The 18,024-nt window shown below is 60.3% G+C and carries 17 protein-coding genes and 1 pseudogene; 6 read left to right on the top strand and 12 right to left on the bottom strand.

All coding sequences use genetic code 11. The annotated features are described in order from the left end of the window. The first annotated feature begins 5 nt into the window (after window positions 1-5). Window positions 6-650 carry a hypothetical protein gene (locus OKW28_RS35250; RefSeq protein WP_429452280.1) on the top strand — a complete coding sequence of 215 codons (645 nt, stop codon included), beginning with the start codon at window positions 6-8 and terminating at the stop codon, window positions 648-650. Window positions 651-714: 64 nt separating this feature from the next. Here the strand turns inward: OKW28_RS35250 and OKW28_RS35245 are convergent, their stop codons facing one another. From OKW28_RS35245 to OKW28_RS35220, 6 genes are all read right to left on the bottom strand, one after another. Beyond that, the gene (locus OKW28_RS35245; protein ID WP_429452278.1) at window positions 715-912 is read right to left on the bottom strand and encodes a hypothetical protein; all 198 of its coding nucleotides are present in this window, start codon (window positions 910-912) and stop codon (window positions 715-717) included. A 15-nt stretch (window positions 913-927) separates the two neighbouring features. Further along, the gene (locus OKW28_RS35240) at window positions 928-1,974 is read right to left on the bottom strand and encodes a C45 family autoproteolytic acyltransferase/hydolase (RefSeq protein WP_429452276.1); all 1,047 of its coding nucleotides are present in this window, start codon (window positions 1,972-1,974) and stop codon (window positions 928-930) included. A 17-nt stretch (window positions 1,975-1,991) separates the two neighbouring features. Continuing rightward, a complete protein-coding gene (gene glnQ, locus OKW28_RS35235; RefSeq protein ID WP_429452274.1) occupies window positions 1,992-2,720 on the bottom strand; it encodes a glutamine ABC transporter ATP-binding protein GlnQ in 729 nt (242 codons plus the stop codon). Next, complete coding sequence (glnP, locus tag OKW28_RS35230) at window positions 2,717-3,373, bottom strand: glutamine ABC transporter permease GlnP (protein ID WP_133665171.1); 657 nt, start codon at window positions 3,371-3,373, stop codon at window positions 2,717-2,719. The genes glnQ and glnP overlap by 4 nt, the downstream gene beginning before the upstream one ends. A gap of 77 nt (window positions 3,374-3,450) precedes the next feature. Continuing rightward, entirely contained in the window at window positions 3,451-4,203 is a 753-nt protein-coding gene (glnH, locus tag OKW28_RS35225) for a glutamine ABC transporter substrate-binding protein GlnH (protein WP_026226140.1), read from the bottom strand. Window positions 4,204-4,433: 230 nt separating this feature from the next. After that, a complete protein-coding gene (locus tag OKW28_RS35220) occupies window positions 4,434-5,339 on the bottom strand; it encodes a MurR/RpiR family transcriptional regulator (RefSeq protein WP_429454557.1) in 906 nt (301 codons plus the stop codon). 405 nt (window positions 5,340-5,744) lie between these two features. Between OKW28_RS35220 and OKW28_RS35215 the strand changes: the two genes are divergently transcribed. From OKW28_RS35215 to OKW28_RS35205, 3 genes are read left to right on the top strand one after another with little or no spacing between them, the layout of a single operon-like run. After that, complete coding sequence (locus tag OKW28_RS35215) at window positions 5,745-6,527, top strand: enoyl-CoA hydratase/isomerase family protein (RefSeq protein WP_429452272.1); 783 nt, start codon at window positions 5,745-5,747, stop codon at window positions 6,525-6,527. A 2-nt stretch (window positions 6,528-6,529) separates the two neighbouring features. Then, window positions 6,530-8,704 carry an acetate--CoA ligase family protein gene (locus OKW28_RS35210; RefSeq protein WP_429452270.1) on the top strand — a complete coding sequence of 725 codons (2,175 nt, stop codon included), beginning with the start codon at window positions 6,530-6,532 and terminating at the stop codon, window positions 8,702-8,704. Between the two features lie 20 nt (window positions 8,705-8,724). Further along, window positions 8,725-9,540 carry an enoyl-CoA hydratase-related protein gene (locus tag OKW28_RS35205; RefSeq protein ID WP_429452268.1) on the top strand — a complete coding sequence of 272 codons (816 nt, stop codon included), beginning with the start codon at window positions 8,725-8,727 and terminating at the stop codon, window positions 9,538-9,540. 413 nt (window positions 9,541-9,953) lie between these two features. On the opposite strand, the gene OKW28_RS35200 is transcribed toward OKW28_RS35205, so the two are convergent. Then, window positions 9,954-10,280, bottom strand: a complete 327-nt coding sequence (locus tag OKW28_RS35200; RefSeq protein ID WP_429452266.1) for a hypothetical protein — start codon at window positions 10,278-10,280, stop codon at window positions 9,954-9,956. Between the two features lie 321 nt (window positions 10,281-10,601). Further along, window positions 10,602-10,928, bottom strand: a complete 327-nt coding sequence (locus tag OKW28_RS35195; RefSeq protein WP_429452264.1) for an HdeA/HdeB family chaperone — start codon at window positions 10,926-10,928, stop codon at window positions 10,602-10,604. Window positions 10,929-11,244: 316 nt separating this feature from the next. On the opposite strand from OKW28_RS35195, the pseudogene OKW28_RS35190 reads away from it, so the two are divergent. Then, window positions 11,245-11,491: pseudogene (locus OKW28_RS35190) on the top strand (hypothetical protein); the annotation flags it as partial. Between the two features lie 132 nt (window positions 11,492-11,623). Here OKW28_RS35190 and OKW28_RS35185 read toward each other — a convergent pair. From OKW28_RS35185 to OKW28_RS35170, 4 genes are read right to left on the bottom strand one after another with little or no spacing between them, the layout of a single operon-like run. Further along, window positions 11,624-12,553 carry a D-2-hydroxyacid dehydrogenase gene (locus tag OKW28_RS35185; RefSeq protein WP_429452262.1) on the bottom strand — a complete coding sequence of 310 codons (930 nt, stop codon included), beginning with the start codon at window positions 12,551-12,553 and terminating at the stop codon, window positions 11,624-11,626. 17 nt (window positions 12,554-12,570) lie between these two features. Further along, the gene (locus tag OKW28_RS35180) at window positions 12,571-13,281 is read right to left on the bottom strand and encodes a GntR family transcriptional regulator (RefSeq protein WP_429452260.1); all 711 of its coding nucleotides are present in this window, start codon (window positions 13,279-13,281) and stop codon (window positions 12,571-12,573) included. 31 nt (window positions 13,282-13,312) lie between these two features. Further along, window positions 13,313-15,226, bottom strand: coding sequence for a TRAP transporter large permease subunit (locus OKW28_RS35175; protein ID WP_429452258.1), 1,914 nt, complete (start codon window positions 15,224-15,226; stop codon window positions 13,313-13,315). 35 nt (window positions 15,227-15,261) lie between these two features. Continuing rightward, a complete protein-coding gene (locus tag OKW28_RS35170; protein WP_429452256.1) occupies window positions 15,262-16,290 on the bottom strand; it encodes a TRAP transporter substrate-binding protein in 1,029 nt (342 codons plus the stop codon). A 247-nt stretch (window positions 16,291-16,537) separates the two neighbouring features. On the opposite strand from OKW28_RS35170, the gene OKW28_RS35165 reads away from it, so the two are divergent. Continuing rightward, window positions 16,538-18,019: an NAD-dependent succinate-semialdehyde dehydrogenase gene (locus OKW28_RS35165; RefSeq protein WP_429452254.1), complete on the top strand. Its 1,482-nt coding sequence runs from the start codon at window positions 16,538-16,540 to the stop codon at window positions 18,017-18,019. Window positions 18,020-18,024: the final 5 nt, after the last annotated feature.

Below are 18,024 nucleotides of genomic sequence, written 5' to 3'. Positions count from 1 at the left end.
AGACCATGAAGAAAGGAAAGACAAAACTCACCCGCCACGATGCCGAGCGCCTTTTCGAAGGCCTGCCCAGCGGGAACGTGAAAGTAAGCGGCCGGCCCGAGAACCCATTCGAAGCCGGGGCGTTCGACGTAGTCGAGCGCGTCGACAACGAAACCAAGCTCTGGAAGGACAACCTCATTACTCTTCCGATGGCGATCGAGCTGCCTACTGGCTACGAGTCGGTGTCTCACGTACGCGAGGCGATGGCGAAAGCATGGCACGCGAAGTGGGTAAGGGAAGGAAAAAACGAGGTTGTCGCTGAGTTTCCTGAGGGCTGGACAGCCGTTCGGCCGGGAAGTGGACCCACGGAGTTGCGAGATTCCACCGGCGTAGTTCGCGTGGTATACGGGTGGGCGGAGGACGCGGAGCTCAGGATTCTGCCGCGGTATCTGGTTGAATCACAGACGAACAGTTCAAGCGGGCTGGGCAGCCTGGTTGTCCGTGATCGCTTGAACGGTCAGGTTCTTGAAAGATCGTCAATATGGTCTGCCCAAACCGGTACCAACCATCCCGACTGGGCCAGACTGTCGGCGTGGCTCAACTCACACTATCCACAATATCGCGATCCGCTTCGGTACTGGGAAGATTACGGGGAAAACGTCCAAAACTAAGCCATTTTCTGGCGCGCCGTCGTCGCGACAAACTACGCCTGCTGGACGAAAGCGAAAGCGGGGCTCACCGCTTGATTGAGCTTCCGGCCTCGGCCATTTGCAGACATTCGCTGATCGCTGAAATCACCAAAATGAACGGCAGCAGTAAGGCGTACAGCCGCCATTCGCAAAAAACACTCTGAGGCCGGGTCATCGCCCGGTAGTCACTGGTGACAGCGATTGGGAGCTTTGCGCGCGGGGCGCGATGAAATACGGTTGTCATGCTTTGTCTTAGTGGTCAGGACCCGGTGCGTGCGCGCGATTCCTGGGGCACGAATCTCCTGAATCGCAGTTCACCTTGCTGGCGCACTTCAAATTCCACACCGGTTTCCTGAATGACGAACAGCGCAGTCGCGAGTGTGTTCTCGTCGTCCGGGTCAGCAGGGTCATCACGATAAATTGGCAGACCTTTCGACGCCTTGTCCGAGAGTACCTGCAGCAGACTCAACCCGCCGATGTTCGAGAGACTCGGAAGAAGCTCGCCGAGTCGGGTCTGCCGGTCGCGGGAGGACTCCGTGATAATCTGCTCCTCGTTGTCACAGCCGACATGGACAAGGTGGTTGGTGTGCCCGCACAGGCGGGTCACCTCCGTAACGGAGCAGCGCTGTACAGTGGCTTCGATGCTGAGCAGCCGTGGGTCCCCGACGCAACCCAGCGTGTGGTGAAAGCCGCTGGCCCGTGGCACACCATCGAGCACCCTGATGGCGGCGTCAAGTGAAGCGACGTCGAGCACCGCGCGGGTGAGCACCATGCGGGGTACTCCAACAGCGGGCTTCCTGATTCGCAGGTTGTTGATGGCCTGTACCAGTCCGGCACGGCTTACTGCGAAGGTATGTCCGGGCAGGGAGCCCGGGTAGTAGAAGCTCACGAACCCGGGCTTGCCGGTTGGACGGATGTCCACGAGCTCGCACTGGTCGCGCAGATACGGGTCGCCATCCTCGTTGTGTGCAATGAGCCGCTCATTTTGCGACCTGGCAGCCAGTGTGGTGCAACCGTCTGGCGCGTTGTGAATCAACTCTCCCCGGCAGTTCCACAGGAACACGTCCTCGGCGGACCATCCCATGCCTGCCGCCATCCCTTCGATTTCTGCGACATGGTCAGGGAACGCACTTTCGGCAGCCTGGCGCAGGTCTCGCACAAACGCGTGCCCGCGCCATCTGCTGACCGCCTGCCAGGCGACACTTTGGCCCATGTACGCACCCATCACCGGCCGGGCCAGTGAGCCGAGGGCGTATCCGATTTCGTACGGAGAGCCGGAAATGACGGCGGGAGTGAGAACCTTCATATCGGACATAACCTCGCTTAGGACACGTGCTGCAAAAAGTCTTTCAGTCGCTGTGTCGGTGGAGTGTGGATGAGCGCGGCCGGTTGCCCGTCCTCGGCGATGCCGCCCTGGTCCATGAACAGCAGGCGCGTGCCGACGCGCTTCGCGAACCCGATTTCATGCGTCACGACAATCATGGTCATGCCCTCGGTGGCGAGGTCCTGCATGACCTTGAGGACTTCGTGACGCAGCTCCGGGTCCAGCGCCGAGGTTGGCTCGTCGAACAGCATCAACTTGGGCCTGATGGCCAGGGCGCGGGCAATCGCGACGCGCTGCTGTTGTCCCCCAGACAACTCGGACGGGTAATGATTGGCGCGCGCTTCGAGGCCCACCTTGTCCAGCAATGCCATTGCCTGGTCGCGCGCCTCGGCTCGCGATGCTCCGCGCACCTGGATAGGGCCGAACATGACATTCTCCAGCGCCGTCATCTGGGGAAACAGGTTGAACTGCTGGAAGACCATGCCGGCCTCGAGCCGGATGTTACGGATCACGGAGGCGTTGCCCTTGACGCTCTGCCCGTCGACCAGCAAGTCTCCGCCCGAGATTTTTTCCAGTACGTTGATACAGCGAAGCATCGTGGACTTGCCCGAGCCGGACGGACCGACGACAACCACAACTTCGCCACTTTCGATGCGCAGGCTGATGTCCTTGAGCACGGGCACGTGGCCGAAGCTCTTCGAGACCCCCTTGAATTCGACCATGTTCATAGGATGCTCATCCTCTTTTCAACGAGACGCAGTGTGAGCGTCATCACGCCAGTCAGAACCAGATAGATGACGGCAACCGCGGTCCAGATCTCCACGGCGCGGAAATTTCCCGCGATGATTTCTTGCCCCTTGCGTGTCAGTTCGCCCACACCTATGACGATAAAAAGGGACGTGTCCTTCAGGCTAACGATGCACTGGTTGCCGAGCGGCGGAATCAACCGGCGAAAGGCCAGCGGCCCGACAATCTTTAGGAGGACACGTGGCATGGACAGACCCATCGCAAGACCGGCTTCCGTGAGGCCTTTGGAGATGGACAACAGCGCGCCGCGCACCACTTCGGCAAGATAGGCGCCCGAATTTACCGTTATCGCGATGATGGCGGCAGTCAGGCCATCGATTCGGATATGCGCAAGCAGCGGCAGGGCGAAGTACAGAAACATGACCTGCACGACAATCGGCGTACCCCGGATCAGCTCAATGTAGGCCTGAGCCAGAATGTTCAGTGCGACAGGCCCATACGCCCGGAACATTCCGGCGATCATGCCGACGATGAAACCACCGACGAGCCCGACAACTGCAATAAAGACTGTGAGCTTCACGCCGTCCAGCAAGTCTGGAAGTGCCGCTCCGATAACTGACCAGTCGAATTCCACAAAGCGCTCCTGATTGTTTCCGTTGCCAGCGCGACGGTCGTGACCGCCGCGCCCCCATTTCCGAGATTTCCGAGCGATTACGACTTCGGCGGTTCGGAACCGAACCACTTCTTGTAGAGCTTCGCGTAACGGCCATCTGCCTTGATTTTCGTCAGATCTTCGTTGACCTTCGACACCAGAGGACTTCCCTTCGGAAAGCCGATGCCGTATTTGTCGCCACTGACGGGGGCGCCGGCAACCTTGACCTTGCCTTTGCCTTCCGTGTTGACGAAGTACAGGACATTTGGCGTATCGTGCATGGCTGCGTCGACGCGGCCCGCTTCCAGGGCCAGATAGGCCTGGTCGATGTTGGGGAACTGACGGATTTCCTTGGGCTTCAGGTGCGCCTTGATCCAGTCGATCGTTGCGGTGCCCGTTTTTGCGCCGATGACCTTGCCATTCAGGTCGTCAATGGACTTGATGCTCGTGTTGCCGACTTGCACCATCGCAGCGAGTCCGCTGTCGTAATACGGGTCCGAAAAATCGATAGCCTTCTTGCGTTCTTCCTTGATGGTCATGCCCGAAAGCGCGACATCAATGTTCTGCGTTTGAAGCGCCGGAATCAGACCAGCGAAGTCCATCGGCTGAATCTTGTACTTCCAGCCCTGGTCCTTCGCGATTTCGGCCCACAGGTCAAGGTCGAAGCCGACGTACTTGTCACCCTGCTTGAATTCGAACGGCATGAAGGAGGTGTCGGTACCGACAACCAACTCTTTGGTTTCCGCGTGCGCGATGCTGGCTCCGAACATTGCAACAGCAATGACGGACATAAGGAAGGAACGACGTCCCATGATTCTCTCCGCAGTGATTGGCGATGTCACCTCCACGACGTGGGAGGGACCAATGACAGCAACGCTACATGCAGCGCAACACGCGATGTCTTATGTAAATTATGCGCAACGTTTGTTGTCAATATGGATAGTACTCCGCCAGAAGGGGACGTCAACAAAAATTGGGGGAGGGAAAACACGTAGTCCCGGCGTCGGGACTGCGCGACAGATGGCGGTACCACTGACCGGATTCAGCTTACGTATGCACCCTTCGCGTGTAGCGTGTCTTCCGCCTCGGACAATTGCTGGATGGCCCTGTTTCCTTCAAGTGCCAGCAGATGGGCGACCAGCGACTCGGCGATCGCGGAAGCTGCGACGAGGGAAGGAAAAAACGATGGACTGTCGTGTGTGAAGAGCAGCACCTCATCGGCGCTCAGCGCAATGGGAGAAACCGCGCTGTCGGTGATGGCGACGAGCTTGCTGCCCTGTTCCTTGGCGGCTTCCGCGACTCGTGCGGCTTCGCGTGAATACGGTGCGAAGCTGATGACGACGGTCGCATGCCCCTTCGCGATGCTGCGCAACTGCATTTCAAGCGTGCCCGCTTCCCCGGAGACGAGGCTCACCGAAGAGCGGAAGAGTCGGTACCCATACAGGAGGCCGAACGCAATCGGGAAGCAGGAACGGAAGCCGCCTATATGGACATGCGGAGCCTTTCTGAGCAGCTTCGCCGCATCCACGATGCGAGCGCCATTCTGTGCGAAAGTAGTCTCGAGATTGTGTTGCTGCGCAGCCTCCATGTCGTGGGCAAGGGCTTCGTGATGACCGCCCCTCACGAGCGTTCGCGCCTTGCTGCTCAGCGGTTCCGGGCGTGTTCGAAGGCGGGCGACAAAGATTTCCCGAAACTCGTTCCAGCCTGGGAAGCCGAGTTGTTGGGAGAGGCGCACGAGGGCCGCGGGTTGTACTTTGGCGTTTTCTGCGACCTTCCGCATTGACGATACTGCAACCTCGTCCGGGAAATTTAACAGGTAGGCTGCGCCTGACTGAAATTGGGGGCTCAGTTCCGGAAATCTGGCGCGAATGAGGGCTGCAAGGTCTTCGAAACTGGGAGTCACGGCGCGGACCTCGGTGGGATGACAACAAATGTTACGGAGCCGCATCCAAATAGGCAAGGCCCCACCAGCAGGCTGTCGGCGACTGGTGTCGCGAACCCTGCGCGAGTTCGGGTGCGGGTCGAAGAGGTGGTGGCCTGAAGGTGCTGTTGACGCTGAAACAGAGGTTGCATCCACAGAGGAAATGAGGCTTCCGAGCCCATTGCCACGCGTCCTTTGCATCGCCCGCGAGCGGCATAAGTATGAGAACAGCTAACTACACCACCAGAGCCAATCGCAACGTCAGTAAAGGCTCAATTACGGGTAAACGCTGGATTGCAACAAACGTTGCCCATGCGTAGATTTTACGCAACGGACGTTTCTTCGCGTGTTTGTTTGTCCGAGACGCCACGACCCGTGAGGTATGCCCCACACCGTGAGCGAGCCCTTCAAGGTGCAATGACGGAGACGTTCATGGTTTTCGAAACGATAATTTACGGTGTGCAGGACGGGATTGCAGAGGTCCGGTTAAACAGACCGCATCGTCTGAATGCGGTGGTCCAGCAACTTTACGATGAGTTAAGCGAAGCATTAAGCCTCGCTGAAGCGGACCGCGCCGCGCGGGTAGTTCTCGTTACGGGAGAGGGACGCGCATTCTGCGTCGGAGCGGACCTTAAGGAACACAAGGCGGGCCGCACGGCCTTCGAGCGTCGCGAATACCTGCGGGGTGAGCAGGTGGTGTGCAAGCGACTGCTGACGCTCGGCAAGCCCGTGGTCGCGGCTGTAAATGGCTTCGCGCTGGGAGCCGGCGCAGAAATTGCGATTGCCTCCGACTTCGTTGTGATGGCCGAGAGCGCGAAGATTGGATTGCCCGAAATAAGCATCGGCAACTTTCTCGGCGGCGGAATCACGTATCTCCTCCCCCGGCTGGTCGGCCTGGCAAAAGCCCGCGAGCTCGTTTTCCTGGGAGAGCGGATTGACGGGCAAGAAGCTGCTCGCATTGGGCTCGCAAACCGCGTGTATCCCGATGAGGGTTTTCTTCAGAGCGCACGGGCGTTTGCACAGAGGGTCACCAGCAAGGCTCCGTTCTCGATGCGGCTGGCGAAGGAACAGCTGAACTTCGCTGGCGAGCGCACCCTTGACGCAGCGCTGACTGCAGAACTGGAAGGCATGATGTTCTGTTCCACAACGAAAGACTGGCAGGAAGGCATCGATTCCTTCGCCGAGAAGCGTGAACCGGTGTTCAAGGGAGAATAACGATGAGCAGCCACTCTATTCGCGAACTTTTCTATCCAGACTCGATTGCCGTCGTTGGCGCATCAAAAGACCAGACGAAGCGGGGTTTTCGTTCAATTCAAAAGTTGCTGGAGGACGGATACGCCGGGGCGATATACCCCATAAATCCGAGAGAACCGGAAATCCTGGGCCTGAAATGCTATGCGAGTCTGGGCGACATACCCGGCAACATTGACCTCGCTCTGGTCTGCACGCCGGCAAAGACCCTGCCACAGGTCATCGAGCAATGTGGCAAAAAAGGCGCAAAAGGCGCGGTTGTGCTGGCGGGCGGATTTGCCGAAGCAGGCGATGACGGGCGGCGCCTCCAGGACGACATGGTGCGAGTCGCTCATGCCTATAACGTACGTATCGTCGGGCCGAACACGTCCGGGGTATTTAATACCCACAAGGCTTGCAACATTGTCGGCTTTAGCAATCTGAAGAAAGGCGGTATCGGATTGCTGTCCCAGTCTGGAAACATGGCGCTTTCTCTCGTGACGGAGGCCGAGGCCAACGGACACATCGGGCTGTCAACGTACGTGGGCATCGGCAACGAGTCGGATATCCAGTTCAACGAGTACCTCGACTACTTTGCAGAAGACGAGAACACGAAGGTCGTCGTCGCGTATGTCGAGGGTATGAAAAATGGGCGGGTGTTCCTGGACGCACTGCGTCGCATTACACGCAGGAAGCCGGTCGTACTCTACAAGTCAGGCCGCACCAGCGCCGGACGTAGTTCCGCGAAGTCGCACACTGGTGCGTTGGCCGGAGACTACGCGGTGAGCGAGGGCGTTCTGCGTCAGGCGGGTGCGGTGCTCGCTCGCAAGTCCGACGAGATTCTCTCGCTCGCTGAAGCGCTTTCGCTGCTTCAGCCGCTCGCGTCGCGCCGTGTGGCGGTGCTCGCTGATGGTGGTGGGCACGCGACGATTGCTGCAGACGCCTTGAGCGAACATGGTCTGACGCTTGCTCCCCTGAGCCACGAAACGCGCCAGCGCCTGTCAGCAATCCTGCCGCCGTCGGCCGCCGTTGCGAACCCCGTCGACGTTGCAGGGGGAACGGATTCCAACCCGGCGGTATTTGCCGACTGTGCCCGCATTCTGCTCGAGGACCCTCAGGTGGACGGACTACTTATCACGGGGCTCTACGGCGGATATGGCGTGAGGTTTTCCCAGTCGCTGACGCCCATTGAGATGCAGACCTCTACGCGAATTGCCGCAATGCTGGAAGCGCGCGGTAAACCAATCATTGTGCACAGCCTCTATGGGAGCTTGTATTCGGACCTGCGACCGGCCCCTCTGACGTGTATCCGTGAAGCCGGTGTACCGGTTTACGACTCGCTGGAGTTGGCGGTCCGCTGCATGCAGGGCCTCGCAGAGTTTGGCGAGGCGCAGAGGCGACCACTTGCTGAAGCAGAGGACCATCCGGTGCGGTCGCCGGCATTCGAGACGGTCCTGTCGTCCTGTCGCAGCGAACACCGGACGGTTGTGCTCGAGCACGAGGCCCGGCAGGCGCTCGCGGACGCCGGCGTCCCAATGCCGGCTCCCGCGATTCTGGCCAGGGCACTGCATGAGGCAGTTGCGGCGTTCGAGCGCCTCGGTTCGGTGCCAGTCGCGATGAAAATCGTGTCGCGCGACATCATCCACAAGTCGGACGCCGGTGGGGTCAGGCTCAACGTTGGAAGCTCCGATGGGGTTAGGCACGCGTTCGAAAACATCGTGGCCAATGGCCGAAAACATGTGCAAGACCCGGACATCACCGGCGTCCTCGTGACCCCCATGGCGCCAAAAGGTGGCGTCGAAATCATCATCGGTGTCGTGCGTGACCCGACTTACGGCCCGGTCATGATGTTTGGCCTCGGCGGTATCCTGGTCGAGGTACTCAAAGATGTCGTGTTCCGCTCGCTCCCTCTCACGGAGGACGACGCGCACCGGATGCTCGCCGAGATTCGGGCCAGTGAGATTCTGAACGGGGTACGGGGAGCGGCCCCGACCGACAAGGATGCGCTGGTCAGGTTGATGATGGGCATCTCGTCGCTTTGCTCGGCATTTCCGGAAATCGCCGAGCTGGACCTGAATCCCGTGCTTGCCTATTCCAGTGGGGTAGCCATTCTCGATGCTCGCATCCTGCTTGAGGATGTCAGTGCGGCCACCCCTCAGTGACATTAAACCGAGCAGCCAAGATGAACCATGCACCTGAATTGACTGATGCATTGCTACGCGTCGACGGACGTGTCGCAACACTGACCTTGAACCGCGATGATGTCCGTAATGAGCTCACCGGCACGAAACTCGTGGACGACATTGAACGCACCGTTCAGTGGATTAACACCGAGGAGTCTATCGGTGTCCTGATTGTGACCGGTGCCGGAAAGGCCTTCTCTTCCGGCGGAAACATCAAGCACATGTTCCATCGCGAGGGGAGTTTCGGTGGGGACGTCTATGAGGTCCAGAAACAGTATCGGCAAGGCATCCAGCGAATACCCCTGGCGATGCATCTTCTCGACGTCCCGTCCATAGCAGCCATCAATGGCGCCGCATTGGGCGCGGGCTTCGACCTCGCCTGCATGTGCGACCTGAGACTGGCTGCAGCTGACGCAATCATGGGCGAGACCTTTGTCAATGTGGGAATCATCCCCGGAGATGGCGGAGCCTGGTTTCTACAACGACTCGTGGGCTACCAGCGGGCAGCCGAGCTCACGTTTTCAGGCCGAACCTTTACCGGGGTTGAAGGCAAGGAGCTTGGTGTCGTTCTCGACGCCGTTGGCGCAGACCAGTTGCTGGAAACTGCTCAGCAGTTGGCCAGGAACCTCGCCGCAAAACCGCCGCAAGCCCTCCGGCTGACGAAGCGTCTGATGAAATCAGCCCAGCGCATGGAACTGCACGACTTCCTCGACCACTGTGCCGTCTTTCAGGGTATGTGCCACAACACTGACGATCATCTCGAGGCGCTGGCTGCGACCATTGAAAAGCGGGCACCTCAATTCAAAGGTCAGTAGCGACGCTCCCTCCTCGCTGAAATAGTTCGTGCAGTTTCCATAGGACTGGGCCTTCTAGCGAATCGGCCCGGGGGGACGCTTGCTGCACGTTTCGTGCGTTCGCGCATCGTTTTGAGATCGGGGCGGCGCCACTGTCCGCACCGGCCGTCGACTTGAGCCGGTCGCCGTCGCCGGCATCGTCCGTTCGACAGCCCGGCCTGACTGGGTCCAGGTTACACGGTCGCAGGGACATGGCTATAAAGATTCTCTTCTTATCTCAATGGCTGTATTTCGGCCGCCAAGTCGCCTTATGTGTATTAGCCTGGACCGGACCTGACAGGTAGTCGGGGAAGCGAATTCAGGAAGTCTTCCCAGAAAAATTGCATGGGCTCGTAACCGATGCATCTGGGAAAGTACAACACATTGAAGATCGCCTATTCAAACTGCGTAGTTGGCGCTGCACCGTCCGACACCTCATTTCCCTTCGCGCGCATGCATCCCAGGTACGCGAGATAGTATCTTTGCTGCACATTCAGTTGTGCCCGTGACACGTTGGCATCGCTCTGATCGCGGGTGTCCACGCCGCGCGCCAACTGCTCTCTCGCATACTGTTTGCACTGCGCATCGTCCCGCAGAAAGACGGTGAATGGCTTGTCGCGCCCCGGCTTCACAGCTACCGCCGGCCCAATTGGCTGCGACACGCATCCGGTGACAACCCCGGAAATCGTTACGGCAATCTGAACTCGGCAGAGAATACTCACGGCGTCCGTCCTAATCCGAAGCTCAAAAAGCATCTGTAGCCCAGTACACGCAATAGTGATGGCAGGACCATCACCATTGCAAGTCCCCTGGCTGCCATATCCGGGGCCCTTGCCAGTCGATATTGACCCATCACCGCGTGCGGGCTCTTTCCGGCCAGGAAGCGCCGGTCGCCTGTATCGCCAGGCAGACTTTCGGGTGAACATTTTGCACCAGCAAGCGGCCGTTCGCGCGCCGACCTCATCCACGCAACCGCGGGCATCCGCAGTCCGCGCGGCCGCCTCGTCCTCTCACGTGCACTGACATGGACCCGACCGGCCCGCTCAGTGATGGTCGAAAAGAGCGAGTTGACCGCTCTTGTACATCTGCCGGACCTTCGTACGAAACGACGCCTTCGGCGACTTCTGGCACTCGGCAACAAGCACGCCGATTGGTGTCGCAGTGTCCTCCACCATCGTGTCAGTTTCCGTTACGCCGAGCTTGTCGACTCCCGCCACGTAGTAGACGGCAGTGGGTCGGTAAGCTTCATCCATCGCCACGAAGTCCTCGCATTTCATTTTCAGCGGATTCATTTTTGTCGGGGCTTGCGCCCATGCCGGCATCACGATAACGGCTCCCAGAAGACAGGTGGCAGTCACAAAGCGCTTCATGTAACACTCCCAGACTCACGCGGGGGACGGCAAAAAAGGCCGCCCGCTATTGATGACCCTCGGAAAGAACAAGGGAACTGACCGATTCGGCGATTCCGCAAGGTCTGCGTGCAGCGTGCGGAATTTCCTTCAAGCAGTATCGACGCCGTCGGGAGTGAAGACAATGGGACTTTGGTATATATCGCGTCAACTTGACTCAGAACCTAGGCGGCGTCGGTTCGGCGTGGCCTCCCCCGAAATTGCCCGCCTCCAGTAACGAACGCGAAGAGCGATAACGCCGCCCACGTCCCAGCAGTCGGCGTCAGGCGCGCGCCAAATGTTTCTTTTCCCTGGCCTTGGCAGTTTGGTCTACTTCTTTGTCATTTACTTGCCCACTCTGCGGCAGTCGCGTGGTGCGAGGGCGGCAACGAGGGCCATCTCCCAGCTTGTCGATCCCATCCGAGCGGTGCGCGAGGCGCGCACGGAATTCGATCGCGCGCCGACCGTCGTGCATCGCATGCGGCTGGGTGCCGCGGCTTGATGCCGGAAATGCCGCCGAAGCCCTGGAGCATTACCGATCGGCCCTGCTGCTTGCGCTCTTCGACAGTCGCTTGTGGCTGGCGGATCTCCTCTGGGACGACGCTGGCCGTCTCGACCTGTACGTGCGCCGCTCGCACGCTGGCGCTGACGCGGCACGGCCTGTTCAAGTGCTGTTCTCAACGCTGCGCGTAATGCTCTTCGATGCCTTGTGCGAGTTGCGTGACGAGCCGCGTCATGGCCACCTGGGTCCGCCATGCAACATGCGGCGTCACGATCAGATCGGTGCGCGCGCTGGATAGCAGCGGATGATCGGCCGTGGGCGGTTCCTGCTCGAGGACGTCGAGCGCGGCATTTGCGATCAGCTTGCGGTCGAGTGCCTCGATCAGCGCCCCCTCGTCGACGATACCGCCGCGCGCGGCGTTCACAAGTGACGCGCTGCGCTTCATTAGCTCGAATTCGGCGAGACCGAACAGATGCCTCGTTTCGTCGGTAAGCGGGCAATGCAGGCTGATCGTATCGGCCTCACGCAGCACCTCGTCAAATGCCACATAGCCGTCGCGCACCCAGCCCGCGCGCTTGCGCTCCGCGAACAGCACCCGCATGCCGAACGCGCCGGCCAGTTCGGCGAGACGCTTTCCACCATGACCCGCACCGACGATACCGAGCGTCGATCCGTGCAGATCCTGGATCGGATGCAGTTCGGCGTAGAAGGTGGGTGATCCGCTCCAGCCGCCAGCATAAACGTCGTGCCAGTAAGGCATAAGGTTGCGGCGGAGCGCGAGCATCAATGCGAACGCGTGCTCGGGCACGGAAATCGTCGAATAGCCCGGACACGCGACGATACCGATGCCCCGTTTGTGGCATGTTTCGGTATCCAGATGATTGACGCCTGCGGCCGGCACGCCGATCAGTTCCAGTTGCGGCAACTGCTCGAGCACATCGCCCGACAGTGGAACCTTGTTGGTCACGACGATATGCGCATCGCGGCAACGCTCCACCACATGTTCCGGCGTCGTAGACGGATATTCGACCCAGCGATGCGGAAACGGAAAATCCGGTAGATCGGCCGACAGCGTCGCGCGGTCCAGAAACACGATGGTTTTCAACAAGCTGCTCCAATTCATTAACGTTCGGACGGGCTCGTGGACACGGTGTCGAGCATGCGTTTCTTTCCGGTCTGCACGTGATTCTCAAAAGCGTCCGCAGCCGCGTCGGCTTGGCCCGCGCGCAGCGCCTCGAAAAGTTCCCGGTGCTCCTTTGAGGAACGCTGCATTTGCGTGAACGAATACACGCCCTTGTGAATGTAGAGTGTCAGTTCATCTTCAACGGCCTGATTGATCGTGATCAGTCGGGGGTTCTTGGTCGCCGCCATCACCTGACGGTGGAACTCGGTGTTCAGGGTCTGATACACGCGGCTGTCGCGTTGGGCCAGAGCCGCATCCATCTGGTCGAGCAGCATATCGAGCAAGCGCTCCTCTTCAGTGGCCAGACGCAGCGCAGCGAGACGTCCCGCCGTGCGTGCGAGCCCTGCGCGAATCTCATACAGATCCATCGCCTCTTCTAGAGACAGTCGCCGCACTTCCGCGCCCCGATTTGGCACGATGCGAACGAGTCCGGCCTGTTCAAGCGAGCGCAACGCCTCGCGCGCCGAATTACGGCCGACGCCGATCTGATTGGCGAGCGCCTGCTCGTTCACGCGCTCGCCCGGGCGCAAATCCCCGCGCTGGATCATGGCCCGCACCTGATCGCGGATGTCGTCGAGTTTCGACGCAATCACCTCCGGAGCGCGGGCGTTCACCTTGCCGTTCGGTGCACCATTGAGCGCGCTTTTCATGACGATTTCCTTGTCTGTGCCATTTGTTACCCTATTTTGCATACAGAAAACCTACCGATACCCACGGAACCAGCACTATCACGATGAGGGCCCCCGCCAATGCCCCCAGATACGGCCAAACGCGGCGCATCGCGGCGGACGGGTCGACCTTGCTGACCGCGCACGCCGCATAAAAGCCAAGGCCAAGCGGGGGGGCGAACAGGCCCAGTCCCATCGCGAACACCACGACCATTGCATAGTGCACGTCCGAGATGCCCATCGCGCGCGCGATCGGGAACAGTAGCGGCCCGAATAGTACGATCGCCGGGATTCCTTCAAGAAAGCTGCCGAGCATCACGAACGTAATGGCGGAGATCACCAGGAACCCGAGCTTGCCTCCGGGCGCTGCCATCATCAACGTGGCGAGTTGCGCGGAGAAGCCCGACTGCGTGAGCGCCCATCCCATCGCCGTTGCGCAACCGATGATGATCAGGATCGCGCCGGACAGCGACGCCGCTTCCACCAGAATAGGATAGAGCCGGCTCCAGTCGAACCGGCGATACAGTAGCAAACCCACCACACAGGTGTAAGCCACGCCGATCGTCGCCACCTCCGTCGCCGTCGCGATGCCTTCCACCACGGCCGCGCGAATCACGAAGGGCAGCGCGAGCGCAGGCAGCGAGATCAGGAAGGCGCGGCCGACTTCGGCCCGGGAGGCCCGGTGTACGCCTTGCATGATTTCCCGGCGGCTTTTGAACCAGACTAGTGCCGCGAGCGCTACCGCGCCGATCACGGCCGGCATGAAGCCACCTGTGAACAGCGCCGCGATCGAAACGCCGGTCACCGAACCAATCGTGATCAGCACGAGACTGGGCGGTATGGTTTCCGACATGGCCGCCGCCGAACTGAGCATTGCGACGAGGTCGCCTTCATTCGCGCCGCGCTTTTTCATCTCCGGGAACAGGCCCGGCGCGAGCGCAGCCATATCCGCCACCTTCGAGCCGGAGATGCCGGAGACGAGGTACATGGCGCCGATCAGCACGTAGGCGAGGCCGCCACGCTTGTGCCCGATCAGCGAAGCGAGGAAACGGATCATCGCTTCGGCAAGTCCCATCGCTTCCATTAGCGCGCCCAGCAGGATGAACAGCGGGACGGCGAGCAGGATCAGGCTCGACATCCCCTGATTCATCGTGCTCACGACAATCGTCAACGGTGCGCCGGTGACGGTTGCGAGATAAGCAAACGTGCACACGCCGAAGGCGACCATGATTGGCACGCCGAGACAGATGATCGTAATCACGCCGACGGCGAAAAAAAGGATCAGGCTGAGCGCGGTCAGTGGCGCGAGCGCTTGCCGTACGATGTAGAGCGCAATTGCAACACCCGCCACGAGCGCGAAAGCCTTCACGCAATCGCGAAGCGACGAGCGCTCGAGCAACCGCGTAATGGCGAGCACGAGCATCAGCACAGCCGCCACGGGAATCGCGGCCGCGGGAATGGCATTCGGCAGATCGAGCGCCGGCGTGCTGATGATCCATTCGTTCATCGCCCAGTCGGTTGCCGGCCGTACGAGCAGCAGCACGAAAGTCATCACGATGAAATTTCCAACCGTCTCCGCAAACGCACGATTTTGCGGAGACATTCTGACGACGAACATCGTCAGTCGCATATGTTCGCCGCGGCGCAACGCCACCACTGCGCCCAGCATCGACAGCCAGATGAACAGGATCGACGCAAGTTCGTCACCCCAGATCAACGGATCCTGCAACACGTAGCGGCAGGTAACGTTGGTGAGGAGCAGCACCACTTCGGCCACCAGCAGCAACGCAGCGGGCACTTCGGTGATCCACTTGATGGCCGTTTCGAGTGCGCTGCCGACGCGCACGACCTTCGATATCGCATGTCGGTCCTTCGGCGCGCCCATGTCGTGGGCGAACACCTGCTCGGGATGAACTCGGGAAGTCATGACTCGTTCTCCAGAAACTCTTCGATGGTCCGCGCTCATGCGAACTTCTGCGTGTACTTCTCGAGCAACGCCCAGGCTTCATCACCGTATTTCTTGCGCCACTGATCGTAGAAGCCGGCTTTTTGAAGCGATGCGCGGAACGGCTGGATATCGGGCTTGTTGAACGCCATGCCGTGCGATTGCAACTGCCCGACGAGCGACGTGCTCAGTGCGGCGACGTCCGCGCGTTCAGCCACTGCGGCCGCATTCAGGTGTTTCGCCACGATCGTCTGCAAGTCCGGCGGCAGGTTGCCCCACGAACGCGCGTTGCCGAGGAACCAGAAGCCGTCCCAGATATGGCCGGTCAACGAGCAGTACTTCTGGACTTCATAGAAGCGACCGGTTTCGATCAGCGCGAGCGGGTTTTCTTCCGCGTCGACCACCCTGGTTTGCAGCGCCGAATACGCCTCGCTGAAGTTGATGCTGGTGGGCGAGGCGTCGAGCGCCTTGAACATCGAGGTCCAGAGGGGGCTGACCGGCACGCGGATCTTCAGGCCCTTGAGGTCGGCCGGGCTTTGCACCGGCTTGACCGAACTCGTGAGATGGCGAAAGCCGTTGTCCCACGGTTTTTCCATCGCGACGAGCCCGACCTTCGAGATCGCCGTGCGGATGTGGCTCCCGAGTTCGCCGTCCATTGCCGCCCATACCTGGTTGTAATCCTTGAATGCGAAGCCGATGCCGTTGATCGCGGAGACCGGCACCAGCGTCGACAGCACCACGCCACCCTGAGTAAGGAAGTCGATGGCCCCCGAACGAACCTGCGACAGCATGTCGGTATCCGTTCCCATCTGACCGTTCGGGAAGATCTGCAACTCGACACGGCCGCCGGTTTCTTTCTTGATGGCATCCGCCGCTTCTTTTGCGCGGACATTGAGCGGATGGGACAGCGCCAGATTGTTCGCGTACTTCAGCTTGAACTGCGCGGTCTGGGCCCGGGCGAGCGACGGAAAGAAGCCGGTCCCGGTTGTCGCCACCGCGGCTGCTCCGAGGGTTTGAAGAAAGGTACGACGGGAATACGAACTCATTTTGTCTCGCTCCATGGAAAGGGAGGGCTGCATGACGCATTCGGCGGCGCCGCGGCGTTCTTTTTAGCGATTCGTCGGCTTCGCAAGTGCATGCGACAAATCATATTTCGCTGACACACACTCTAAAAGTGTTGACACTTAGCTGTCAAGGTGTTGATATAAGAAAAAGAGTGCATGCAAGATGGCACCCCGGGAAAGCACCTAGGAAAGTCGGGAAATGTCCGCGATACCTATCAGGAGGAGGCAAATGGAACTAGAAGCGCACTACCGCGAGCACGGCTTGCTGCTCGGCGGTCGCTGGCAGGCCGCGACGGCTGACAACGGCCAGCTTTCGATCAATCCGGCGACGGAACAGCGGCTGGGCTATATGCCGCTGGCTACGCAGGCACAGGTCACCGAGGCCATCGACGCCGCGACCGAGGCTTCGGCCGCAATGCGCAAGCTCACACCGTGGGAGCGCTCAGCGTTACTGCGCCGGGCCGCAACACTCATCCGCGAACGCACGCCGCAACTCGCACGAATCGTGGCGCTGGAAACCGGCAAACCAATCGCGCAGGCCAGTGGGGAAGTTAACGCGTCCGCTGAGTCGGTCGACTGGTTTGCCGACGAAGCACGCCGCGTGTTCGGCATGTCATACGAAAGTCGCGTCAAGGGCGGACGGTATCTGGTGCATTACGAGCCGCTCGGCGTGGTCGCCGCTTTCACGCCGTGGAATTTCCCGCTGCTGCTGCTGGCCCGCAAGATGGGCCCGGCGCTGGCCGGCGGCAACGCGATCGTGATCCGGCCGTCAAACGAAGCGGCCGGCGCGACGATGGCACTGGTGCGCTGTTTCGTCGACGCAGGGTTTCCCGAGGGCGCGATCAATCTGGTGATCGGCAAAGCCGATGCGATTACGCCGACGATCATGGCCGATCCGCGCGTGGCGAAGATCAGCTTCACCGGCTCGGTGCCCATCGGCCGTCAGATCGTCGAAATGTCCGCGAAGACCCTCAAGAAGGTCACGATGGAACTCGGCGGCCATGCACCTGTGATCGTGCATCGCGACGCGGACATTGGCGCTTTCGCGCATCTCGCGTCGTTAGGCAAGTTCCGCAATGCGGGCCAGGTTTGCGCATCGCCGACGCGCTTCTATATCCACGAATCGATCTTCGACAAGACCGTGAAGGCGCTGGTCGAGCGTTCGGAATCGCTACGCGTCGGTGATCCGTTGCAGCAGAACACCGATCTCGGTCCGCTGACCACGTCGAAACGCCGCGAGGCGATCGAACGCCTCGTCGATGAAGCCGTGAGCGAAGGCGCCAGCGTGCTATGCGGTGGCCGGCGTCCATCGCAATTCGGCCGCGGCTGGTTCTACGAGCCGACGCTCGTCGCCAACCCCGCTCCGCACCTTGGTCTGATGAACGACGAGCCGTTCGGCCCGGTCGGCACGCTCACCCCGTTCACGACGATGGACGAAGTCATCACCGAGGCGAACCGGCTGCCGTTCGCGCTTGCGGCCTATGTCTTCACGCGTTCGATGCGCAACACGCTGGAAACCACCGAACGCTTGCAGGCCGGCGTGGTCGGCGTGAACACGTTCGTGGCGTCGACGGCGGAGACGCCATTCGGCGGCAGCAAGGACAGCGGGTTCGGACGCGAAGGCGGCCCGAACGCGATCCGCGACTACATGGACACGAAATTCATCAACCTCGAACTGGCGAACGACGAGCCGCTCGACGCCACCGCCTGAATGGA

Source organism: Paraburkholderia sp. 40, assembly GCF_050434105.1.
Classification (GTDB): Bacteria; Pseudomonadota; Gammaproteobacteria; order Burkholderiales; family Burkholderiaceae; genus Paraburkholderia; species Paraburkholderia tuberum.
Note: the sequence above shows the minus strand (reverse complement) of the source record. Positions and strands in the feature narration are given on the sequence as shown.

Coding starts and splice junctions, on each gene's coding strand:
- OKW28_RS35240 (WP_429452276.1), bottom strand. CDS start 1,974: ATGAAGGTTCTCACTCCCGCCGTCATTTCCGGCTCTCCGTACGAAATC.
- OKW28_RS35175 (WP_429452258.1), bottom strand. CDS start 15,226: ATGACTTCCCGAGTTCATCCCGAGCAGGTGTTCGCCCACGACATGGGC.
- OKW28_RS35180 (WP_429452260.1), bottom strand. CDS start 13,281: ATGAAAAGCGCGCTCAATGGTGCACCGAACGGCAAGGTGAACGCCCGC.
- glnQ (WP_429452274.1), bottom strand. CDS start 2,720: ATGAACATGGTCGAATTCAAGGGGGTCTCGAAGAGCTTCGGCCACGTG.
- OKW28_RS35220 (WP_429454557.1), bottom strand. CDS start 5,339: ATGCGGCTCCGTAACATTTGTTGTCATCCCACCGAGGTCCGCGCCGTG.
- OKW28_RS35165 (WP_429452254.1), top strand. CDS start 16,538: ATGGAACTAGAAGCGCACTACCGCGAGCACGGCTTGCTGCTCGGCGGT.
- OKW28_RS35195 (WP_429452264.1), bottom strand. CDS start 10,928: ATGAAGCGCTTTGTGACTGCCACCTGTCTTCTGGGAGCCGTTATCGTG.
- OKW28_RS35245 (WP_429452278.1), bottom strand. CDS start 912: ATGACAACCGTATTTCATCGCGCCCCGCGCGCAAAGCTCCCAATCGCT.
- OKW28_RS35205 (WP_429452268.1), top strand. CDS start 8,725: ATGAACCATGCACCTGAATTGACTGATGCATTGCTACGCGTCGACGGA.
- glnH (WP_026226140.1), bottom strand. CDS start 4,203: ATGGGACGTCGTTCCTTCCTTATGTCCGTCATTGCTGTTGCAATGTTC.
- OKW28_RS35215 (WP_429452272.1), top strand. CDS start 5,745: ATGGTTTTCGAAACGATAATTTACGGTGTGCAGGACGGGATTGCAGAG.
- OKW28_RS35170 (WP_429452256.1), bottom strand. CDS start 16,290: ATGAGTTCGTATTCCCGTCGTACCTTTCTTCAAACCCTCGGAGCAGCC.
- OKW28_RS35250 (WP_429452280.1), top strand. CDS start 6: ATGAAGAAAGGAAAGACAAAACTCACCCGCCACGATGCCGAGCGCCTT.
- OKW28_RS35210 (WP_429452270.1), top strand. CDS start 6,530: ATGAGCAGCCACTCTATTCGCGAACTTTTCTATCCAGACTCGATTGCC.